The organism is Rhizobium sophorae (assembly GCF_013087515.1).
GTDB lineage: Bacteria > Pseudomonadota > Alphaproteobacteria > Rhizobiales > Rhizobiaceae > Rhizobium > Rhizobium sophorae.
The window spans coordinates 197,738-219,292 of the sequence record NZ_JABFCN010000048.1 but is presented as its reverse complement, the minus strand read 5'-3'; the positions used below and the strand labels follow the sequence as shown (position 1 = coordinate 219,292).

The following is a 21,555-nucleotide window of genomic DNA, read 5'->3' as shown; positions in this document are numbered from 1 at the left end:
ACATTCAGCTTCATGAACATTCGGTTCTCCCGCGCGAGGAAAAGCTCGCGACGCCATAATTCCTTCCTGAAATTCTTCCGCGATGATGCGAATGCCGCCGACCGCGAGCAGCGTTGGTCGCGTATGTGCAAATTCCTCTCCTACTACCGTCCGCACCTGCCTTTGCTGCTGGCGGATCTGCTTTGCGCCATCCTGATCGCCGGCACGGCAGTCGCCCTGCCGCTCTGCGCCAACGTCGTCACGAGCCGTCTTCTGGCCCTGCCCGACGCGCCGCAGGCCTTCGTACAAATCTTGGCGATGGGCGGCGTCATGCTGGCCGTTCTGGCGGTCCAGATCGCTGCGATCTTCTTCGTCGATTATCGCGGCCACGTGATGGGCGCGCGCATCGAAGCGACGGTGCGGCAGGAACTCTTCGAGCACTGCCAGAAGCTCTCGTTCAGCTTCTACGACCGCCAGCGCACCGGCCAGCTGATGAGCCGCATCACCAATGACAGCCTGTGGCTGGGCGAACTCTTTCACCATGGTCCTGAGGATATCTCCATCGCCTTGCTTAAATACGGCGGGGCCATGCTGGTGCTGTTCTTCATCGATCCGCCATTGGCAGGCATCATCCTGCTGCTCACTCCGGCGGCGGTGACCTATGCGCTCTATTTCAACCGGCGCATGAACCGCGCGCTCGAAGCAAGCAAACGCCAGATCGCCGCCGTCAACGAGCGAGTGGAGGATGCTCTTGCGGGCATCCGCGTCGTCCAGTCCTTCGCCAACGAGGCGCTGGAGAAGGAGCGCTTCGCCGAACAGAACCGGCGCTTCCTGCAAAGCCGCGCCGAGGGCTACCGCAGCGAGGCCTGGTTTTCGGTCGGCACCGAAACCTTCGCCCAGCTCATCACCATATTGGTGATCATCGTCGGCGGCCTGCGCATCCTGGCGGCGGAGCTGACCGTCCCTGATATGCTGACCTTCCTGCTCTGCGTCGGTGTGCTGGTCGATCCCGTGCAGCGGCTGGCGAATTTCGTGCGCCTCTGGCAGGAGGGTTACACCGGCTTCGTCAGGGCCATGGAGATCCTGGAGATTGCCCCTGACATCACCGATCGGCCGGGAGCGCGGCCGATACCGGCGCCACGGGGCGAGATCAGTTTTTCCAATGTCGCCTTCGGTTACGAGGCCGATGGCCCGCGGGTGCTCGAGCAGCTGTCGCTGACCATCGCCCCCGGGGAGTTCGTTGCCCTGGTCGGCCCTTCTGGGGTCGGCAAGAGCACGCTTTGCGCACTGATACCGCGTTTCTACGATGTCGAGGCCGGGGCAATCCAGATCGATGGCATCGATATCCGCGAGGTGACGTTGGCCTCGCTCCGGCGCCATGTCGGAGTGGTGCAGCAGGATGTCTATCTGTTTGCCGGTACGGTGGCGGAAAACCTGCGCTACGGCCGACCCGACGCCAGCGATGCCGAGCTGGAAGCGGCCGCGCGCGCCGCCAATGCGCACGACTTCATCATCGCCCTGCCTCATGGCTATGACACCGATATCGGTCAACGCGGCGTCAAGCTCTCGGGCGGCCAGCGCCAGCGCATCACCATCGCCCGCGCCTTCCTCAAGAATCCGGAGATCCTGATCTTCGATGAGGCGACCAGCGCGCTCGACAACGAGAGCGAACGGGCGGTGCAGCAGGCGCTGCTCAGCCTGGCAAACGGCCGAACCACCCTGGTCATCGCCCACCGCCTGTCGACCGTCCGCCATGCCGACCGCATCCTGGTTCTGACGACTGATGGCATCGTCGAACAGGGCACCCATGACGAGCTCATGGCGCAAGACGGCGTCTACGCCAATCTGCACAGCGTCCAGGCGAGTATATGAGGGACTGGTGCGCCTCCACTGCAATAGAAAAGCCCGGCATCGCCGGGCTTTTCTTCATCATCTGAGGCTGATCTCACCCGTTGGCAACCATCCGCTTCTCGTCGCGGCCGCCCTTCATGCGTTCGGCAAGCAGGAAGGCCAGCTCGAGTGCCTGGTCGGCGTTGAGGCGCGGGTCGCAATGGGTGTGGTAGCGGTCCTGCAGGTCTTCTGCGGAGACCGCGCGGGCGCCGCCGGTGCACTCGGTCACATCCTTGCCAGTCATCTCGATATGGATGCCGCCCGGATGCGAGCCTTCGGCGCGGTGGATCTGGAAGAAGCTTTCGACTTCCGACAGGATCCGCTCGAAGGGGCGGGTCTTGTAGTTGTTGAGCGTGATCGTGTTGCCGTGCATCGGATCGCAGGACCAGACGACCTTGCGGCCCTCGCGCTCGACGGCACGAATGAGCTTCGGCAGGCTGTCGGCGACCTTCTCATGGCCGAAGCGGCAGATCAGCGTCAGACGTCCGGCTTCGTTGGCGGGATTCAGGATGTCGATCAGTTGCAGCAGGTCGTCGGCCTGCAGCGACGGGCCGCATTTCAGGCCGATCGGGTTCTTGATGCCGCGGCAATATTCGACATGCGCATGGTCGGCCTGGCGCGTACGGTCGCCGATCCAGATCATGTGGCCTGACGTTGCATACCAGTCGCCCGACGTGGAATCGACGCGGGTCAGCGCCTCCTCGTAACCGAGCAGCAGCGCCTCATGGCTGGTGAAGAAGTCGGTCTCGCGCAGGCTCGGATGGTTTTCCGAGGTGATGCCGATCGCCTTCATGAAATCCATGGTTTCGCTGATGCGGTCGGCAAGCTTGCGGTAGCGCTCGCCCTGCGGGCTGTCCTTGACGAAGCCGAGCATCCACTGATGCACGTTTTCGAGATTGGCGTAACCGCCCATCGCAAAGGCGCGCAGTAGGTTCAGCGTTGCAGCCGACTGGCGATAAGCCATGGCCTGGCGTTCCGGATTCGGAATGCGCGACTCCTCGGTGAATTCGATGCCGTTGATGATGTCGCCGCGATAGGCCGGCAGCGTCACGTCGCCCTGCTTCTCGACATTTGAGGAGCGCGGCTTGGCGAACTGGCCGGCGATGCGGCCGACCTTGACGACCGGCAGCTGCGCGCCGAAGGTCAGCACGACGGCCATCTGCAGGAAGGCGCGGAAAAAGTCGCGGATATTGTCGGCGCCGTGTTCGGCGAAGCTCTCGGCGCAGTCGCCGCCCTGCAACAGGAAACCGTTGCCTTCGGCGACATTGGCGAGATGCTTCTTCAGGCGGCGCGCTTCACCTGCAAAGACAAGCGGCGGATAGCTGGCGAGCGTGGCTTCCGTTGCCGCCAACGCGGCTGCGTCGGGATATTCGGGAACCTGCAGGATCGGTTTTTGCCGCCAGCTGCTCGGGGTCCAATTGTCTGCCATCTCACTCACCTGTTCTCACATCCATACCTCAGGATGCCCTCAATATGCGGCGGCTTATAGACCTTTAGTTCAGGCTTGCAAAGACCATTCGCCGAGAGTTGTCGCCTCGCCGCCGCCCGCCCTGCTCTAGTTAAACCAGCATATACCATGTCGATTTTCCCATATTTTAGACTTTCAATGTAGAACCGGAGAGAGTTTCAATTTCGGGGACATGGCATGGCAATCCTTCCGCCCGGTTTCATATCGGACCGCTCGGGCAATTTCGGCATCATGACGGCACTGCTGGTGGTGCCGCTTTTCGGTGCGGCCGGCATGGCGGTGGATTTCGCCCACGCACTCAGCCTGAGGACGCAGCTCTACGCCGCTGCCGATGCCGCCGCCGTCGGTGCGATCTCTGAAAAATCCGCCGCCGTCGCCGCCGCGATGAAAATGAGTGGCGACGGCACGATCTCGCTCGGCGAGGACGACGCCCGCAACATTTTTACGTCGCAGATGTCCGGCGAGCTGACCGGCGTTCATGTCGATCTTGGCATCGACGTCACCAAGACCGCCAACAGGGTGAATTCGCTGGTCTCCTTCAGCGCCACCATGCCCACCACCTTCATGCGCATCCTCGGCCGGGACACCGTCACCATCTCCGGCACGGCCACGGCCGAATACCAAACCGCCACCTTCATGGATTTCTACATTCTGCTCGACAACACCCCCTCGATGGGCGTCGGCGCAACCGCCAACGACGTCGCGACCATGGAAAAAAACACCAGTGACACCTGCGCCTTTGCCTGCCACGAAACCGAGAACAAAAACAATTACTACAAACTCGCCAAGAAGCTGGGCGTCAGCATGCGCATCGACGTCGTGCGCCAAGCGACCAAAGAACTGACGCAAACCGCCAAGACGACGCGTGTTTCCGACAATCAGTTCCGCATGGGCGTCTACACCTTCGGCACCAAGGCCGAAGACGCAAAGTTGACGACCATATCCGACCCAACGGACGATCTTGATCAGGTGCGCACCTATACCGATGCCGTCGATCTGATGACCATCCCGAGGCAGGGCTACAACAACGACCAGCAGACGAGCTTCGACAGCGCGCTGGACCAGATGAAAACCATCATCACCACCCCCGGCGATGGCAGCACCTCCGCGACACCTCAAAAGATCTTGTTCTTCGTCTCGGACGGCGTCGGCGACAGCGAAAAGCCGCAGGGCTGCACGAAGAAACTCACCGGCAAACGCTGCCAGGAGCCGATCGACACATCTTTCTGCCAGCCGCTGAAGAACAAGGGAATCAGAGTTGCGGTGCTTTACACCACCTATCTGCCGCTGCCGAAGAACAACTGGTACAAAGACTGGATCAGGCCCTTCCAGAACGAGATCCCCACGAAGATGCAGGAATGCGCCTCGCCCGGCCTTTATTTTGAGGTATCGATGACCCAAGGCATCACCGAAGCGATGAAGGAACTCTTCCTCAAGGTCATCCGCGCGCCCCGCATCACCAGCTAAGTGGGCTCAGAGGCAGAGGTCAAATCCGCTTGCCGTCGCGGATCCGATAGCTCGGCGCATACATGGTGACGAGCTCTTCGGCCGCCGTCGGGTGCAGCGCCATCGTCCGGTCGAAATCATCCTTGGTGCAGCCGGCCTTCAGCGTGACGCCGAGCAGCTGTGCCATCTCGCCGGCATCGTGGCCGAGGATATGGGCGCCGACCACCTTGCGGCTCGCCGCATCGACGATCAGCTTCATGATCATCCGCTCGGCCCGCCCGGAAAGCGTGGCCTTCAGCGGCCGGAACTGGGCGCGGTAGACCTCGAGTTCGGGAAAACGCTTGCCCGCCTCCTCTTCCGAGAGGCCGACGGTGCCGATCTCAGGCTGCGAGAAGACGGCAGTCGGGATCAGCTCGTAGTCCGGCCGGGTCGGATTGTTCTTGTACTCGGTCTCGATGAAGCACATCGCCTCGTGGATCGCCACCGGTGTCAGCTGTACCCGGTTGGTGACATCGCCGAGCGCATAGATGTTTTCGACATTGGTGCGGGAATATTCGTCGACGATAACGGCGCCACGCTCGTCGACGGCGACGCCGGCCGCCTCGAGGCCGAGGCCTTCGGTGTTCGGATCGCGCCCGAGCGCCAGCATGACGACGCCGGCTTGCAGCGTGCCGTTGTTCAGCGTCTCCAGAATGAGCCCGTCCTCACCCTTCGAAACCTTCTGCAGCGTGTCGTGGCAAAGGATGCGGATGCCCTTGGCGGCCATCGCCTCATGCAGCCCACGCCTCAAATCCTCGTCGAAGCGGGACAGGATCTCAGCGCCGCGATAGATCAGCGTCGTCTCGACGCCGAGGCCATGGAAGATATTGGCGAACTCGACAGCGATATAGCCGCCGCCCGCGATCAAGATCGATTTCGGCAGCTCTTCGAGATGAAAGGCCTCGTTGGAGGAGATGCAGAGCTCGTGACCGGGAAGCGCTGCATGCGGGTTCGGCCGTCCGCCGGTGGCGATCACGATGGTCTTTGCCGTCACCGTCTGTCCGGTCTTCAGCAGCCGGACCGTATGGGCATCGACGAGTTCCGCGCGCGTTTCCAGGATCTCGGCATTGGCGCCGGCGAGACCTTTCTTGTAGAGGCCCTCCAGACGGGCGATTTCAACATCCTTGGCCGCCACCAGCTTCTTCCAGTCGAAGCTGCTTTCGCCAACCGCCCAGCCGAAGCCCGCCGCATCCTCGAAATGCTCGTGGAACTGCGAAGCATAAACGAAGAGTTTCTTCGGCACGCAGCCGCGGATGACGCAGGTGCCGCCGTAGCGATACTCTTCGGCGATCGCCACTTTCTTGCCGAGCGATGCGGCGACACGGGCGCCGCGCACGCCTCCGGAACCGCCGCCGATGACGAAGAGGTCGTAGTCGTAGGAAGACATGAAGAGCTCCGGAAGGGAATCGCAGGAAGGATGTCCCTGATATAGGGGCGATCGTCATGAAAACAAAAGCCCGCTCCTGCGTCATCCGGTTCCCATCATCGAATCTTCATTGTAAACGGCTGCACCGTCTGCGGTTGACCCGGTCACCGTTTACGGTTGACCCGGTCACCGTTTACGGTTGACCCGGTCGGCCGAGGCTGGCAGGCAATCCATGGGATGGAAAAGAATGGCGGAGCAAAAGATGGATCAAACTCTCTTCAGCAACCTGTGCAAGGCTGGCAAGTTCAAGGAAGCGCTCGGCCTCGCCATTCAAGGCCACGAGCATGAAAAATATACCCCAAGCCGCTTCTCGATCGACAAGAAGACGAGGCTGCCGATCTTCTATCGTGGCAACAAGCGCGTAGAGCCGGATGAGACGGGTGAATGGCAACTTGCAAAGAACCCGAACCCATAGGGGCTGAGTTGCTGCGCACATGCGTTGCCAATTACATCTGCCTAGATCGGGATGATTTTAGGCCCGATCGGCTCTAGCGATTGCTGCTGTCAACGGGTAATGCGGAAATCCGTCGGGTTCTTCTCAAGCTGGGCCATTTCCGTCTCGACGCCCGAAACCGACGCCCCCGGAGGCCCGCGCCTGAGACGCTCGATCATTGTCGTGACGGCGGCGTCGGGTCCTGCGATCACAGCGACGACGGCCCCGTCCTCTTCATTGCGAACCCAGCCCGTCAAACCGAGCCGCACCGCCTCATCACGCGTCCAATAGCGAAAACCCACACCCTGGACCTTGCCGGATATCCGCACTCGGACGGCCTTATCATGATCGGACATGTCTGCAGTCACCTGAAGCCTCGTCAGCGTCATTTGCCGCATCATAACAAAAAAGCCCGGACGATGCCGGGCTTTCGCAAATTTGATGGACCAGGCCTTACTGCTGGGCAGCCGGCGCCGGAGCCGGAGCGGTCGGGCTGTCGGTTGCCGGCGGCGGTGCCTTGATCACCTTGGAAAGCTCGGCGTTGCTCTGCTTTTCCAGGTCGCGGGAAATGCCCTGCGCCCAGATGTCGGCAGCCTTCGCCGTCTCGCGCGAGGCGACCGGGCCATCGCGCAGCAGCTTCTTGCCGACGTCGGAATTATAGAAGTCGGCGATCGCCTTCAGCTCGTCGACGGTGAAGGTCTTGGCATAGGTCAGTGCCGCCTCCTTCTCCAGATCGCCGCGGCGCGGCGCCAGCGCCAGCGCCTGCGCATCGACCGTCGACGAAATGATGTCCTGGTAGTTCGGCGAATCCTGGATCAGGCCGGCCTTCAGACGCTCGGCCAGACCGGGCAGGATGTTGTCGAACTGGGCAGTCGCGCCGATGGCGTCGATCGCAGCGCGAGACGCCTTCAGCTGCTCCTCGGAGACTTCCTGCGCCTTGACGGCGGAGCCGAAGGCAAGCCCGGAAAGAACGACGGTCGCAGCGGCGAGACGGCCAAGACCTGCAATGTTCATCATGAGTATATGCTCCTGTTATCTGTTTGCCTGCAGCGTGCGCGCACCCGCAGGACCGGCAATGATCGCAAGTGCCGCCATATTGATAAAGAGCCCGTGTTCAACGACGCCGGGTATGGAATTCAGCTCGCTCGAAAGCGCCTCTGCATCAGGAATGCGGCCAAAAGATGCATCGATGATGTGATGGCCGCCATCCGTGGTAAACTCTCCGTCACCCGACTGTCGCAGATCGAGTTCACCGGAAAGACCGAGCCGGGCCGCGACCTTTTCGATGGCGATCCGCGTCGAGACGAGCCCGAACGGATTGACCTCGATCGGCAGCGCGAAGGCCCCGAGCGTTTCCACCAGCTTGCTCTCGTCGGCAATGACGATCATTCGCTCTGAGGCGGCCGCGACGATCTTTTCGCGCAGCAGCGCGCCGCCGCCGCCCTTGATCAGCCTGAGCGCCTGATCGACCTCGTCGGCGCCATCGATCGTCAGGTCGAGTGCCGGCAGTTCGTCGAGCGACTTCAGCGGCACGCCGAGTTCGACGCAGAGCCGCGCGGTTCGTTCGGACGTCGGAACGCCTTCGACCCTGAAACCGCCCGCGACCTTCTCCGCCAGCAGGCGAACGAATTCCTCCGCCGTGCTGCCGGTGCCGATCCCGAGGCGCATCCCGCTTTCGACATGGGCGAGTGCGGCCTCGGCGGCCTTGATCTTCATTTCGCGGGCATCCATGCGCCGCCAGCTCCTGATATTGCGTTGGATGTGCTGTTTACACGGCTCGCCTGGCAAACGAAAGTCAAAATCATCACGGAAAATGAAAAGCCGAAACAGAGGCCTGCAGCCTTCCCGACCATCGCCGGACGTTGCTTTCCGCCGCACGATCGCCTACCTCAGGGACGATCCATCGTTCCCTAAGACGATCCATCGCTCCTCAAGACGACCATCGCTCAAAGAGACATGCCCTTGACCTCTGTTTTCGCTCGCCCGGCGCTCGTAGTCTTCGATCTCGACGGCACCCTTCTCGATACCCATGTGGATCTGATCGAGAGCCTGAACCATACGATCGCGGCCCTTGACCTCGAACCGGTCAGCTACGACGACCTCACTCATCTCGTCGGCCAGGGCGCGCGCGTCATGATCGAGCGCGCCTGTCGGCTGCGCGGCCATCCGCTTGAAAGCGACGCCTTGCCGCCGCTGGTCGAGCGTTTCGTCGCCCATTATGCCGGCAACATGCCCGGCCGGACCGAACCCTATCCGGGCCTTGTTGCCGCGATGGACCGGCTGAAATCTCAGGGCTACCGCCTCGCCGTCTGCACCAACAAGATGGAGAGCCTGGCGCTCGGCCTGCTCGGCAAGCTCGAGCTTACCCGATATTTCGACGCCATCACCGGCGGCGACAGCTTCGAATATCGCAAGCCCGACGCCCGCCACCTCACCGGCACCATCGAACGCGCCGGCGGCAACATCACCCGCACCGTGATGATCGGCGACAGTGTCAATGACATCGCCGTTGCGAGAAACGCCGGCGTACCGTCGATCGCCGTGCCTTTCGGCTATTCCGACGTGCCGGTTTCGAGCCTCGATCCGGATGTTATCATCACCCATTTCGATGAGTTGACGCCGGAGCTGGTGGAGAGGCTGTTGCGAGAGTACGCTGCGAAGGTTGCTGTTTGAGGCTTAGCGACCAGGCCGATGTATTTGCGACCGCGGCCCCCTCAACCGACCCTTCGGGCCACCTTCTCCCCGCTGGGGAGAAGAGGGGAGCCAGCGGCACGGCTGCAACCGCATGAACCGCTTTGATCAAGAGCGAGGCGTCGCCGCAACGTCCCTTCTACCCAGCGGAGAGGGTGCCGGCAGGCGGATGAGGGGGCCATACGGCGCGCCCTCTCCTCTTATTTCTTGCACACAGACACCCCAAAACAAACCGGGCGGCCCGAAGACCGCCCGTTCGCATAACAATCAAATCCGATATCAGATCTGCGCCCCACGCGCCTTAGTCGTCGCTTCGAAAGCCTTGTCGACATAAGCGTCGCGGCCGTAGACGTCGTCGAAATATTCCACCACGCCGTCCTTGTTCGGCCAGGCGGTGAAGTAGGAGACGTAGACCGGGATCTTCTGCGGCACGCGGACCGCATGGTTCTGCCCACTGGCGATCTGCTTGGCGATGTCGTCGACCGTCGTACCGAGCACGGCGGCCGCCATCGCCCGCGGATCGGCAAGGCGTACGCAACCGTGGCTCAACGCCCGCATGTCGCGCTTGAAGAAGCTCTTCGACGGAGTGTCGTGCATGTAGATCGCGTGGCTGTTCGGGAACAGGATCTTCAGTTCGCCGAGCGCATTGTCGCTGCTTGGCGGCTGGCGCACCGAAACATTATTGGTCGAGCCGTACCAGTCGACACTCGACGAGGCGACGGCGTGGCCGTTCACCTCGACCTCATAACCGAGTTGGTCGAGATAGTTCGGATCCGAGCGCAGCTTCGGCAGCATCTCGTTGATGATGATCGACTGCGGTACGCCCCAGAAAGGGTTGAACTCGACCGTCTCGATTTCGTCGTCGAAGAAATAGGTCTGGTTGTTCTTGCCGCCGACCACCACGCGCATCGACAGCTGTTCCTTGCCGTCATTGTGGTAGTAGACCATGTAGGCCGGCTGGTTGATCATGACGTAGCGGGAACCGAGATCCTCCGGCAGCCAGCGCGCCTGTTCCATGGCGACGACGAGCTTGTCGATCTTCGAGGCATTTGTATCGCCGCCGGTCATGGCACGCACTGTCGCCTGGCCGATGACGCCATCGGGCTTCAGCCCACGCTCTTTCTGGAAATCCTCGACCAGCGAAACGATGTCGGGCGAATAGTCGATGCTGCCGGCGTAAGCAGCAAGCGTTGCCGCATGATCGGTCCTCAGCGTTTCGGAACCGTGCTTCCCGATCGCCTTGACGATATTGGCGATCTCCGGCGAGCTGTCGCCGGGCCTCAGCAGCCTGTCGAGCGAAACGACGATTCGCTCCTCATTGCCGCCGTCGGCGGCGCGAAGCTTGGCAAGCTCCGCCTTCAGCGCCTGGAATTGCGGACTATCAGGCGAGCGGCTGGCGAGGTAGGCGCCGACATCTGGGCTCAGGCGGGCAAGCTTCAGCACCGGGGCCAGATTGACCACCTTGCGCTGGAAGTCGTGATAGCCGGAGATCTTGTTCGGATCGATGCGGCCGCGCACCGTGTCCTGCACGAAGGCGAGCACCTTGGCGGAGAGATCGAGCTCGAACTGTGTCAGCGCCCGGTCGCGGAAGGCGGGATCGGGATTGGCCGGGTCGATATCTGGCGTCTGGACGGCGTAATCCGCCGGGTCGAGGCCAACGAGGGCCGCATCGGCAAGTGCCAGCATCGCCGACTTAGCGCGGTCGTTGATCTGGTTGCCCTCGACCCAGACGAGCGGATTGCGGCTGTCGCCGTAATAGGCTTCGAGCGCCTTTGCGACGTCGGCATTGGCCCTCACCTTGGCTTGTGCCAGGAAACGACGCTGCACGGCGGGTTCGGCGGCGGCATCGCCGCTGCCCGAGACATCGGCGACTGCGCCGGTGACGACGGGATCGGCGAACCTGCCGGTGTCGACGAACTGCAGCGTCTCAGTTTTATAGGTGTAATAACGCGGACCGCTCACCTTCGGCAGCGGCGCTTCCGGGTCGAGCCCGCCAAGCGATCCGCCAACGCCGCCTCGCTGGCCTACGCGGCCGGGCGGCATCTGGTCCATGAAGATAGTGCTTTGGGTCCGCTGCCTATCGCCGCGCAGCATATCCATCAGTGTGTAAGCATGCGCGGGAGCGGCGCTCATCACTGCCACGCCGCAGGAAATTGCCAACGCGGATGCCGCGCTTTTAAAAACGAAGGTCATATATATTCCAGTCCCGGTGTCATGCTGTTCTCAGCTCAAATCCCGCGAAACTCAAGCAGCGTAGGGCCTCATTGATCAGAAACCGGCCTGCGCCGCCAGCGCCGGCGGACTCAATTTTGTGTGACGGAGATCCTGCACGGCGCCGTGCAGCAGTTCACACAAAATTATGAAATTATTAGTTAATTTTTTACCGAATTTTTGCCGGCAGACCAGTGCGGCGAAAACGCCTCGGCGCATAAAATATCCAAAGTGGCCTAAAAAGCACGCCGCCAGGCCAGGGCAAACATGAGTTCCGCTTTCAATATTTCGCACGGCGTCCGGTTTTCTTATCAAGCTTTCCAACCTATAAGACCTCATCTTCGAAAATGTCCGAAAACAGCATGTAAAGGGAAGGCAAGGCTGATGACCGCAACCCGCACCGAAACCGATACTTTTGGCCCGATCGAGGTCGCCGCCGACCGATATTGGGGCGCCCAGGCCGAGCGTTCGCTCGGCAATTTCAAGATCGGCTGGGAAAAGCAGCCGCTGTCGATCGTGCGCGCGCTCGGAATCGTCAAGCAGGCCGCCGCCCGCGCCAACATGTCGCTCGACCAGCTCGATCCTGCCCTCGGCAAAGCGATCGTCGACGCCGCCCAGGAAGTGATCGACGGCAAGCTGAACGACCACTTTCCGCTGGTCGTCTGGCAGACCGGTTCAGGCACGCAGTCCAATATGAATGCCAACGAGGTGATCTCCAATCGTGCGATAGAAATGCTCGGCGGTGTCATGGGTTCCAAGAAGCCGGTGCATCCGAACGATCACGTCAACATGAGCCAGTCGTCGAACGACACCTATCCGACGGCCATGCACATCGCCTGCGCCGAGCAGATCGCCCATCACCTGCTGCCGGCCCTGAAGCACTTGCATGCCGCCCTCGACATGAAGGTCACCGAATTCAGCCACATCATCAAGATCGGCCGCACCCACACCCAGGATGCGACGCCGCTGACACTCGGCCAGGAATTTTCGGGTTACGCCGCCCAGGTCGGCTCCGCCATCAAGCGCATCGAGATGACCCTGCCCGGCCTTTGCGAGCTCGCCCAGGGCGGTACTGCCGTCGGCACCGGCCTCAACGCGCCGGTGGGCTTTGCCGAAAAGGTCGCCGAAGAGATCGCCGCCATCACAGGCATGCCTTTCGTCACTGCGCCGAACAAGTTCGAGGCGCTCGCCTCGCATGACAGCATGGTCTTTTCCCACGGCGCCATCAACGCGGCAGCCGCCGCCCTCTTCAAGATCGCCAACGACATCCGCCTGCTCGGTTCCGGCCCGCGCGCCGGCCTCGGCGAGCTGGCGCTGCCGGAAAACGAGCCTGGCTCCTCGATCATGCCCGGCAAGGTCAATCCGACCCAGTGCGAGGCGCTGACGCAGGTCTGCATCCATATCTTCGGCAACAACGCGGCTCTGACCTTCGCAGACAGCCAGGGCCATTTCGAACTCAACGTCTATAATCCGATGATGGCCTATAACTTCCTGCAGTCGGTGCAGCTGCTCGCCGACGCCGCCGTCTCCTTCACCGACAATTGCGTCGTCGGCATCGAGGCGCGCGAGGACAATATTAAGGCGGGCCTCGAACGCTCGCTGATGCTGGTCACTGCACTTGCCCCGAAGATCGGCTACGACGCAGCCGCCAAGATCGCCAAAACAGCGCACAAGAACGGCACGACGCTGAAGGAAGAGGCGCTTGCAAGCGGTCTGGTGACGTCGGAAGAGTATGACGCGATCGTGCGCCCGGAAACGATGATCGGGCCGAAATAACAAGGTCGGGGGACACGCCCTAGATGCCGGTGCCTTTTCCCCTCTGCCAAGGGGAGAAGGCTTACGCTGCAGCCGACACCGCAAGCAGCGCCTCAATCACGTCCTTTGACTCGGCCGTCCAGCCGAATAGACGCTCGATGGCGAGCAGTGACGCTTCATGGTTGCTGCGTGGAGCATCCGCGGCAATTAGTTCCGCCGTGCAGTCGCGAAGCACGATGGGGCGGTAATCGCGGAATGTTGCATCACGTACAGTCGACTCGACGCATATGCTGGTTGTCGCGCCGACGAAGATCAGCGTGCCGATCCGCCTGGCGCGCAGGATGGCGTCGAGTGGCGTTTCGAAGAACGCACTGTATCGATGCTTGGAAATCACCACGTCGCCTGGCTGAGGCGCGAGTGCCGGAACGATCGCCGTATTCCAGGTATCGCGCACCAGAACCATGCTTGCGCTACCGTCAGGGGCCGTGACAGTGCGCCCGATATTCATGCGCCTGTGTTTGATCCTGTGCGGAGCATCATCGTTTCCGGCATCAGAGAGGTCGGAATTGTGCTCTTGCCTGGTGTAGACGATGAGCAGGCCGGCTTTGCGCGCAGCGTCAAGCACCAGCGAGATCGGCTGGACGAGGCGCTCGATCGGCGAAATGTCGAGGCCGGCAAGATGGAACATGCCGCCGCGGCTGCCAAAATCGTGCTGCATGTCGATGACCATGACGGCCGTTCGATCCGGATCGAAGCTAACCGGTTCAGGCCGCGCCGTGATAGAATATCTGCTTCCCATGTGGCAACCCCTCCGCAGGTGTGGACATCCGACGTCAAACCAACAGCGAAAAATTATCCATCACCACCGAATTGCCCATGAAGTCGAAACGGATTTCTTCGATGTCTTCGAGATTGACCTCGAGATTGGGGCCGGTGACCTCAAGCTCCTGCTGATAGACGACCTGGCCGTCGTTCAGCGCAGTCAGCGTCAGGTGAAACGGCGATGCCGACAATTCGGCAATCGAAACGCTCTGAAAGGTGAACTCCCCGCCGTCGAGCATTTTCAAGCTTACCGACGCGGAACCCGGAGATAGGACGGTATCGCTGAAACCATCTTCGGTGATGGCGTCGACGCCTGGAATGGTATCATAAACGATACCGTTCAGAAGCGTGAGCTCTTGACTTTCGTTCACGGACAGGGCGAAGCCCCGGTAATCGGGGAGAACGAAGTCATCTGCTCTGGATGTAACGCCCAGGTCGTCGAAATCCAGGACCTCGTGATACTTGTCCTCTTCATTGACGCCATCGATCGCCAGCGTCAGAACCGCAACATCCGTGCCGCCTGCGCCATCGGAGATCTTGTAGCGGATCTCTTCGATCAGTTGTTCGTGCGCCCGCAAGTTTTTCACGATGTCGAGCGTGTAATCCAGCTCGTAGGTGAAATGACCGTCGGGGCTCACGGTGAAGGTTCCATAGTCCCCTCGTATGACCGTTTCCTGTGCAAGCCCCTGTTTCGCGTCAACGCGCACGCCGTCGAAAAAGCGAAGATAAATGGTCGATCCCTCGGGATCGCTGTCATTGGGGAGCAGATCCCCTCGGATCCAGTCATGCTCGAAGAAAATGAAGAGGTCGTCGTTAGCAGTTGGCTTTGCATTCGTCATCGGAAGCTCCAGCAAGTTAACGCGGCTGGGAATATGGACTGGCTTCGAACCGTAGGCAACTTCGAGTCGTCTTTGTCGAGGCGATTACGCTAGCCTCATCCGCTGCGCGTGGTGCAGCGCGCGCGACCCTGGCTTAACCGGCCGGACTCCGGCGCATCCTGATTGCTTTTGCCCCGCGGCGGATTTAGACCGGTTCCAATCTAGCGACGCCCTACCAGAAAGGTCACTTCGATGGCTGACGATCTCTTCCCTCTCGGCAAGGATACCACCCCCTATCGCAAGCTCAGCGGCGACCACGTCTCGGTCGACACGTTCAAGGGCCAGGAGATCCTGACCGTCGAGCCGGAAGGCATCCGCCTGCTGGCCGAAACCGCCTTTGCCGACATCAACCACCTGCTGCGCCCCGGCCACCTGAAACAGCTCGCCTCGATCCTCGACGATCCAGAAGCGACCGACAATGACCGTTTCGTTGCCTACGACCTCTTGAAGAACGCCAATATCGCCGCCGGCGGCGTGCTGCCCATGTGCCAGGACACCGGCACGGCGATCATCATGGGCAAGAAAGGCCGCAGGGTCTGGACCGAGGGCGAGGATACGGCGGCGCTCGCCCGCGGCGTCATGGACGCCTATGAGAAGAAGAACCTGCGTTACTCGCAGCTCGCGCCGGTCAAAATGTTCGAGGAGAAGAATACCAGGAACAACCTGCCGGCCCAGATCGACATCTACGAGGAAGGCACCGACGCCTACGAATTCCTCTTCGTCGCCAAGGGCGGCGGCTCGGCCAACAAAACCTTTCTCTACCAGGGCACGCCCTCGCTCTTGACCCATGACCGGATGATCGACTTCCTTAAGGAGAAGATCCTGACGTTAGGGACGGCAGCCTGTCCTCCCTACCATCTGGCGATCGTCATCGGCGGCACCTCGGCCGAAATGAACCTGAAGACCGTCAAGCTCGCCTCCACCCGCTATCTCGACGAGCTGCCGACCGAAGGTTCCGAGAGCGGCCACGCCTTTCGCGACGTCGAGATGGAGAAGGAAATTCAAAAGGTGACCCAGCAGATGGGCGTCGGCGCCCAGTTCGGCGGCAAGTATTTCTGTCATGACGTGCGTGTCATCCGCCTGCCCCGCCACGGCGCCTCGCTGCCGATCGGCCTCGGCGTCTCCTGTTCCGCCGACCGTCAGGCCAAGGGCCGCATCACCCGCGACGGCATCTTCGTCGAGCAGCTCGAAACCGATCCTTCGAAATACATGCCCGAGATCGACGAGGCGAAACTGTCGGAATCAATGGTGCGCATTGATCTCAACCGGCCGATGGCCGAGGTGCTCGCCGAACTCTCCCGGCATCCCGTCAAGACACGCCTGTCCTTGACCGGCACCATCATCGTCGCCCGCGACCTCGCCCATGCCAAGATCCGCGAACGGCTGGAAAAAGGCGAAGGCATGCCCGATTACCTGAAAAACCACCCGGTCTATTATGCCGGCCCCGCCAAGACGCCGGTCGGCTACGCCTCCGGCTCCTTCGGCCCGACCACGGCAGGCCGCATGGACAGTTACGTCGACCAGTTCCAGTCCTTCGGCGGCTCGATGGTGATGCTCGCCAAGGGCAATCGTTCGCGCGCCGTGCGCGAAGCCTGCAAGAAACACGGCGGCTTCTATCTAGGCTCGATAGGCGGCCCCGCCGCCCGTCTTGCCCAGGACTGTATCCGCAAGGTCGAAGTCTTCGAATATCCCGAACTCGGCATGGAAGCGGTCTGGAAGATCGAAGTCGAAGACTTCCCGGCCTTCATCGTCATTGACGACAAGGGCAATGATTTCTTCCAGGAGCTGAATTTGGGGTGATGGGCAGGCTGTGTTGGCGCCCGCTCTACCGTGCCGACGCCTTATCCGACGCGCTGACATTCCGCGCCGTCACCGCCTCGCCCACGCTGACCACATCCCCGGCATCAACCCTTGCCAGGATCTCCGTGCGGAACGCGTCGGCGAAGAAGCCGGTGTGCTCCAGCAGCAAGGTGCCGGCGGCGACGACGGTGAAGGTCAGGATGGCGAAAGAAATATGACGGGAGGTTTCCATGATCTCACGCCCTGATTTGTGGGCTACGATTGGGTCCGTTGCAGAAAATACGACCCCAAAAATGTCGAGACTGCAATACGAAACGGCCAAAACCAAATGTCGACAAGATGAATACGGTCTCCGGCAGAGAAGAACTGTAAGTTTTTCAGACACTGTACCCGCTCAGCGAGTATGCCCTGCCCCACTAAAGATACGTTTTTCCATGGAGAATCATAGGCCTGATCGAACTATTGCCCCATGGGGCATTTGTCGTCTGTAATCTTTGGTATATATCGCTTTAATCTTTTCCCAAGAAATTTAAGCTAACAAATAGAATATTGCCTTTGAATATATGAGGAGTTCGCCGGATGAACACGGCTGTCGCGCCCAAGGTGCCGGTTCCCGACGTTGCGGGTCAGATCACCTATGCCATGCGCTCCATGGGCGTCGCGCCGATACCGCGCAATTACCAACTCTTCTACGAAGCCTATATCGGCTCTAATCCAGCCCTTACCCGGGAGCTTGCGGCCCTTGGCGGCCAGGTGACCCAGGCCGAACTCGATGCGCTTGGCGCGCAGCACTTCACCCACAGCCCGGCCCGTGTCTTCGATGATGCCCATACGCGCATTGCCGGCGAGCTCGATGGCCTGCTGCGCATTCTCAGGCAGGAGCAGAGTTCGCTCGAAAGCTACACCAGACTGCTCGGCGAGACCCACAAGCGCATCACCTCCAAGAGCAACGCCAGCGTCGAACTGATCGAAAACGCCATCGATCTCCTGAGCCAGGCAACCGGAGACACCATGGCGCATGGCGAACGCACCGTCGAGAACGTTGTCCAGCGCTCGCAGGAGATGGATCAGGTCCGCAAGGAACTCGACGAATACAAGCGCATCGCCAACACCGACTCGCTGACGCGCCTTTCCAACCGCCGCGCCTTCGACGACCGTCTCGCCGCCATCTTCGACAATTCGAGCATGCGGCCGGTGACGGCGTTGCTGCTCTGCGACATCGACAATTTCAAGAAGATCAACGACACCTACGGCCATCCGGTCGGCGACAAGGTGCTTGCCACCGTCGCCTCTGTCATCCGCAGCAATGTTCGTCGCGACATCTTCGTTGCCCGCACCGGCGGTGAGGAGTTCGCCCTCATCATCGATGGCAACACGCCCGAGGAAGTGACCGCGATCGCCGAACGCATTCGTCGCACGCTGGAGACGACGCCCTTCAAAAACTCCCGTACGCGAGTGAATTACGGTCCGATTACCGTCTCGATCGGCATCTGCATGGCCTCCAGCGCCGGGGATGCCGGCGAACTCTACAGCAAGACCGACATCGCGCTCTATGGCGCCAAGAATGCCGGCCGCAACTGCACCATCCTCTATCAGGACGGCATGCAGAAGGATTTCACCAAGAGCTGGCTGATTTATAAGACGTGAGGGTAGTGCCGCGCCGCGCGCAGTCACCGGCAGGTGACGGTTTGATTTGTTGACAAACCTCGTTGCTTACCCGGCGCCATCCTCGGCCTTGTGCCGAGGATCTGCTGCACCGGCTGCAGATGCTCGAGACAAGCCCAAGCATGACGAAAGAAAAGTTGGCCGACTTTGTCAGCAGCCTGAGCCGGGTGACGATGCCCTACCACATCGTCTTCGCCGCCCGCCCCGGCCATTCCCGGTCGTAGGTTTCCTGATCGAAATCGCCGGTTGCGGCCTTCAGCATCTGCCCGGGCGTCGGCAGCTTCGCCGGATCGGCGAAGTGTTCTCCATTCCAGAGCTCGGCGCGCATCACGGCACGCGCGCATTGGAAATAGACCTCGTCGATCGAAATCACGACGACGGTGCGCGGATGTTTGCCGTCCATCTCGAAGCTCGAAAGCAGCGCCTCATCGTCGGAGACGACGCCGCGGCCGTTGATGCGCATCGTCGTGTTCGAGCCAGGGATCAGGAACATCAATGCCAGGCGCGGATCGCGTACAATGTTGGAGAGCGAATCGACCCGGTTGTTGCCGCGCCAGTCCGGCAGATGCAGCGTCTCGTCGTCGACGACGCGCACCACGCCGCCGAGATCGCCGCGCGGAGAACAGTCGAGACCCTCGGGGCCGACAGTCGCAAGCGCCGCAAACGGTGAGATCTCGATCATCTCACGATAGAGCGGGGTCAATTGCTTCGTCACCTTGGTGACGGAGGCCGGCGAAAGCCCCGCGCCATAGATCGTATTGAGCTCTTCGATGCTGCTGATGATTCTCATGAGGCGTCCCGCCGCGGCTTGATCTTCGCGACGGACGCTACAATGCCGCGCGCCTTGCCGGAAGCTCAAAAACGGAATGATCTCCGCATCTTTTTTGATGCTTTCATCGGGCGCTTCATCCACGCCCCGATCGCCGTCGAGAAACGCCGCGATCGCGGCAAGAACCGGCGCGGCGCCGATGATGCGCCGGTGGCCGAAGCCGTTCGCCCAGAGAAGTCGAACGGCCTTTCCCGCCGCGCCGTAGCGCCTGGCATGGAGTGACGACACCTCCTTGTCATCTTCGGCATGGATGACGAGCACCGGCCGGCCGATGACGCTCGCCGCTGCGCCGGCGTCGAAATCCTCAAGTCTCCGCCTGGTGACGCGATGGACTTCATTTTCCAGTGCCGCTTGCGCTGCAGCGCGAAGGCCGATCATCCGGCCGAAATCGGTAAACAGCCAGCCCATCTCGCTCGGCGCGCCGATCAGCACCAGGCGATCGCCGCCGACAGGGGTCACGCCGGGCAGCAGGCCAGCCGCCGAAACCATCAGCGCCGCCCCACCGAAGGAATGGCCGATCGCCGCATCGAATGCGCCGAAGCGCGCCTCGGCCGCCGCGATCGTCTCGACGGCAAGCCCCATATGCAGGAAGCGCCCGCCCGAACGGCCGTGGCCGGGAAAATCGAGTGCCACGACCTCCGCGCCCGTCGCCGCAAGCATCGAGACGAGTTCGGCCATGTAAGCCGCGCTCGATCCCCAGCCATGCGTCACCAGATAGCGCTTGCGTTTGCCCCTCGCCCCGCCGTTCAGCCGATAGGCATGCGCTTGGCACCCGCCGGCAAGCCGGAGGCTGAAGCGTTCGGCACCGGCAAGCCGGGCCGCGCCCGCTGCATGCGCCGCCTTCGCCTTTGCTCCCTTCGGCTTTGTCGATGGCGTCCGGCAGAACAGCTGGAACGCTGCTCTGCCTGCCAGATCAGGAGAAACCGCCTGCAGAACCGAAAACCCGAGGCGGGTGACGTCAAGCGCAAAGTTTGCCATAGTGGGATTCCAAAAGACTGTTCAACACTGAACAATAAAGTACAACGATGAACAAAAATCAATCCCTTCCCTGGGATCATCCGCGTTTTCGCAGCTGGATCGCGGTGGCTCGCGCCTGCCAACTGATGCAACAATCCCTTGCCCGCTCACTTGCCGATCTCGACATCAAGCCGCCGCACCTCGATATCCTGGTCAATCTCTATCGTTTCGAAGGCATCTCGCAGCAGGAGCTGGCGCGTAAGCTGCTGGTCGGCCGCTCCAATATGAGCATGCTCTTGCCACAGATGGAGAAGCGCGGTCTGATCCTTCGCCGCGATGACGAGCGCGACAAGCGCGTGCTGCGCCTCTATTTGACGCCAGAGGGTCGAAAGCTGAGTGAGGAAGCCATGGCCATCCAGACCGGCCTCATCGACCACGTGCTGTCGGACGAGCCGATAGAGCAATGCATGGCGACCGCCGCATCGATGGAGCGGATCATCACCGTGCTGCTCAGGGACCTGCGCGACGAAGATCGAGCAGAGAGCTGAATTGGTTCCGGCATCGCGTGGGTGTGTGCTATCTTCGAAACCTGTAGCGCACAAGCGGAGTAAGCGATCATGTCGGGATGGGACGACAAGCTTGCAATCGATGAGCTTCTCCACAACTGGGCGATCCGGCGGGATGCCGGACATTGGGAGCGTTTCCAGACCGTGTGGCACGACGACGGGTGGATGATGGCAACTTGGTTCCAGGGGCCCGCAACGGAGTTCATTCGGGTCAGCAGGGAGGGCTGGGACAAAGGCGTCAATATCCTCCACTTTCTCGGAGGCAGTTCGATCGACATCAGAGCGCATCGGGCGATCGCTCAGACCAAGATGACGATCTCCCAGCGGGCATCGATTAACGGCTGCCTTTGCGACGTCGTCTGCACCGGCCGTTTCTACGATTTCCTTGAAAAAAGAAACGACCGCTGGGCGATCGTGATCCGGCAACCGATCTACGAGAAAGACAGGATCGACCCCGTTTCGCCGGCTGACGTACCCGAGCTCGACCAGGGGTCTTTGCAGGCATTTCCGGAAGGATACCGGCATCTCGCCTATATGCAGGAGCAGATCGGCTATCGCGTAAAGCGCGACATGCCGAGTCTGAAGGGTAAGCAGGTGGAGGCGCTCTATCAGCGCGGCGATCGATGGCTGGAGGGGCTTGCCGTTACGCCACAGGAGTTTCTGTCGGTTACGTGAGCTTATGCCTCGGCGCCAGACGACG

20 protein-coding genes and 1 pseudogene are annotated in these 21,555 nt (G+C 61.2%); 9 read left to right on the top strand and 12 right to left on the bottom strand.

The features are described 5' to 3' along the window. Nucleotides 1–12: 12 nt before the first annotated feature. Nucleotides 13–1,851, top strand: a complete 1,839-nt coding sequence (locus G9X64_RS26820) for an ABC transporter ATP-binding protein (RefSeq protein WP_171377696.1) — start codon at nucleotides 13–15, stop codon at nucleotides 1,849–1,851. Between the two features lie 73 nt (nucleotides 1,852–1,924). Here G9X64_RS26820 and G9X64_RS26815 read toward each other — a convergent pair whose 3' ends face one another. Further along, entirely contained in the window at nucleotides 1,925–3,298 is a 1,374-nt protein-coding gene (locus tag G9X64_RS26815; RefSeq protein WP_029875504.1) for a class II 3-deoxy-7-phosphoheptulonate synthase, read from the bottom strand. 216 nt (nucleotides 3,299–3,514) lie between these two features. Between G9X64_RS26815 and G9X64_RS26810 the strand changes: the two genes are divergently transcribed. Further along, complete coding sequence (locus tag G9X64_RS26810) at nucleotides 3,515–4,804, top strand: vWA domain-containing protein (protein ID WP_171377695.1); 1,290 nt, start codon at nucleotides 3,515–3,517, stop codon at nucleotides 4,802–4,804. A gap of 19 nt (nucleotides 4,805–4,823) precedes the next feature. Here the strand turns inward: G9X64_RS26810 and gor are convergent, their stop codons facing one another. Further along, nucleotides 4,824–6,209, bottom strand: coding sequence for a glutathione-disulfide reductase (gor, locus tag G9X64_RS26805; RefSeq protein WP_171377694.1), 1,386 nt, complete (start codon nucleotides 6,207–6,209; stop codon nucleotides 4,824–4,826). A 241-nt stretch (nucleotides 6,210–6,450) separates the two neighbouring features. Here gor and G9X64_RS26800 point away from each other — a divergent pair, with 241 nt between their 5' ends. Next, nucleotides 6,451–6,663, top strand: a complete 213-nt coding sequence (locus G9X64_RS26800; RefSeq protein ID WP_168310938.1) for a hypothetical protein — start codon at nucleotides 6,451–6,453, stop codon at nucleotides 6,661–6,663. An 89-nt stretch (nucleotides 6,664–6,752) separates the two neighbouring features. Here G9X64_RS26800 and G9X64_RS26795 read toward each other — a convergent pair whose 3' ends face one another. From G9X64_RS26795 to rpiA, 3 genes are all read right to left on the bottom strand, one after another. After that, nucleotides 6,753–7,037: an acylphosphatase gene (locus tag G9X64_RS26795; protein ID WP_168310821.1), complete on the bottom strand. Its 285-nt coding sequence runs from the start codon at nucleotides 7,035–7,037 to the stop codon at nucleotides 6,753–6,755. 97 nt (nucleotides 7,038–7,134) lie between these two features. After that, nucleotides 7,135–7,698 carry a DUF2059 domain-containing protein gene (locus G9X64_RS26790; protein WP_027667655.1) on the bottom strand — a complete coding sequence of 188 codons (564 nt, stop codon included), beginning with the start codon at nucleotides 7,696–7,698 and terminating at the stop codon, nucleotides 7,135–7,137. Nucleotides 7,699–7,713: 15 nt separating this feature from the next. Continuing rightward, nucleotides 7,714–8,412 carry a ribose-5-phosphate isomerase RpiA gene (rpiA, locus tag G9X64_RS26785; protein WP_003540249.1) on the bottom strand — a complete coding sequence of 233 codons (699 nt, stop codon included), beginning with the start codon at nucleotides 8,410–8,412 and terminating at the stop codon, nucleotides 7,714–7,716. Nucleotides 8,413–8,637: 225 nt separating this feature from the next. On the opposite strand from rpiA, the gene G9X64_RS26780 reads away from it, so the two are divergent. Further along, the gene (locus G9X64_RS26780) at nucleotides 8,638–9,354 is read left to right on the top strand and encodes an HAD family hydrolase (RefSeq protein ID WP_171377692.1); all 717 of its coding nucleotides are present in this window, start codon (nucleotides 8,638–8,640) and stop codon (nucleotides 9,352–9,354) included. 297 nt (nucleotides 9,355–9,651) lie between these two features. On the opposite strand, the gene G9X64_RS26775 is transcribed toward G9X64_RS26780, so the two are convergent. Both G9X64_RS26775 and G9X64_RS26770 read right to left on the bottom strand, forming a co-directional pair. Then, a complete protein-coding gene (locus G9X64_RS26775) occupies nucleotides 9,652–11,565 on the bottom strand; it encodes a L,D-transpeptidase family protein (RefSeq protein ID WP_171377691.1) in 1,914 nt (637 codons plus the stop codon). 75 nt (nucleotides 11,566–11,640) lie between these two features. After that, nucleotides 11,641–11,907, bottom strand: coding sequence for a hypothetical protein (locus G9X64_RS26770; RefSeq protein WP_168310814.1), 267 nt, complete (start codon nucleotides 11,905–11,907; stop codon nucleotides 11,641–11,643). 60 nt (nucleotides 11,908–11,967) lie between these two features. Between G9X64_RS26770 and fumC the strand changes: the two genes are divergently transcribed. After that, nucleotides 11,968–13,359: a class II fumarate hydratase gene (gene fumC, locus G9X64_RS26765; RefSeq protein WP_168310826.1), complete on the top strand. Its 1,392-nt coding sequence runs from the start codon at nucleotides 11,968–11,970 to the stop codon at nucleotides 13,357–13,359. Between the two features lie 61 nt (nucleotides 13,360–13,420). On the opposite strand, the gene G9X64_RS26760 is transcribed toward fumC, so the two are convergent. Together G9X64_RS26760 and G9X64_RS26755 are read right to left on the bottom strand one after the other, a co-directional pair. Then, nucleotides 13,421–14,137: a cysteine hydrolase family protein gene (locus G9X64_RS26760; RefSeq protein ID WP_168310827.1), complete on the bottom strand. Its 717-nt coding sequence runs from the start codon at nucleotides 14,135–14,137 to the stop codon at nucleotides 13,421–13,423. A 34-nt stretch (nucleotides 14,138–14,171) separates the two neighbouring features. After that, a complete protein-coding gene (locus G9X64_RS26755) occupies nucleotides 14,172–14,999 on the bottom strand; it encodes an Ig-like domain-containing protein (protein WP_168310828.1) in 828 nt (275 codons plus the stop codon). 231 nt (nucleotides 15,000–15,230) lie between these two features. On the opposite strand from G9X64_RS26755, the gene G9X64_RS26750 reads away from it, so the two are divergent. After that, complete coding sequence (locus tag G9X64_RS26750) at nucleotides 15,231–16,838, top strand: fumarate hydratase (RefSeq protein ID WP_168310829.1); 1,608 nt, start codon at nucleotides 15,231–15,233, stop codon at nucleotides 16,836–16,838. A 25-nt stretch (nucleotides 16,839–16,863) separates the two neighbouring features. Here G9X64_RS26750 and G9X64_RS26745 read toward each other — a convergent pair whose 3' ends face one another. Then, nucleotides 16,864–17,070, bottom strand: a complete 207-nt coding sequence (locus G9X64_RS26745; protein WP_168313692.1) for a hypothetical protein — start codon at nucleotides 17,068–17,070, stop codon at nucleotides 16,864–16,866. Between the two features lie 347 nt (nucleotides 17,071–17,417). Here G9X64_RS26745 and G9X64_RS26740 point away from each other — a divergent pair, with 347 nt between their 5' ends. Continuing rightward, nucleotides 17,418–18,485: a GGDEF domain-containing protein gene (locus G9X64_RS26740; RefSeq protein WP_168313693.1), complete on the top strand. Its 1,068-nt coding sequence runs from the start codon at nucleotides 17,418–17,420 to the stop codon at nucleotides 18,483–18,485. Nucleotides 18,486–18,681: 196 nt separating this feature from the next. Here the strand turns inward: G9X64_RS26740 and G9X64_RS26735 are convergent, their stop codons facing one another. Together G9X64_RS26735 and G9X64_RS26730 are read right to left on the bottom strand one after the other, a co-directional pair. After that, nucleotides 18,682–19,293 carry a pyridoxamine 5'-phosphate oxidase family protein gene (locus G9X64_RS26735; protein ID WP_171377690.1) on the bottom strand — a complete coding sequence of 204 codons (612 nt, stop codon included), beginning with the start codon at nucleotides 19,291–19,293 and terminating at the stop codon, nucleotides 18,682–18,684. A gap of 37 nt (nucleotides 19,294–19,330) precedes the next feature. Then, a pseudogene (locus tag G9X64_RS26730) lies at nucleotides 19,331–20,310 on the bottom strand (alpha/beta hydrolase). A gap of 47 nt (nucleotides 20,311–20,357) precedes the next feature. Here G9X64_RS26730 and G9X64_RS26725 point away from each other — a divergent pair. Both G9X64_RS26725 and G9X64_RS26720 read left to right on the top strand, forming a co-directional pair. Then, nucleotides 20,358–20,837, top strand: a complete 480-nt coding sequence (locus tag G9X64_RS26725; protein ID WP_171377689.1) for a MarR family winged helix-turn-helix transcriptional regulator — start codon at nucleotides 20,358–20,360, stop codon at nucleotides 20,835–20,837. A gap of 69 nt (nucleotides 20,838–20,906) precedes the next feature. After that, nucleotides 20,907–21,530: a nuclear transport factor 2 family protein gene (locus G9X64_RS26720; protein WP_171377688.1), complete on the top strand. Its 624-nt coding sequence runs from the start codon at nucleotides 20,907–20,909 to the stop codon at nucleotides 21,528–21,530. Nucleotides 21,531–21,555: the final 25 nt, after the last annotated feature.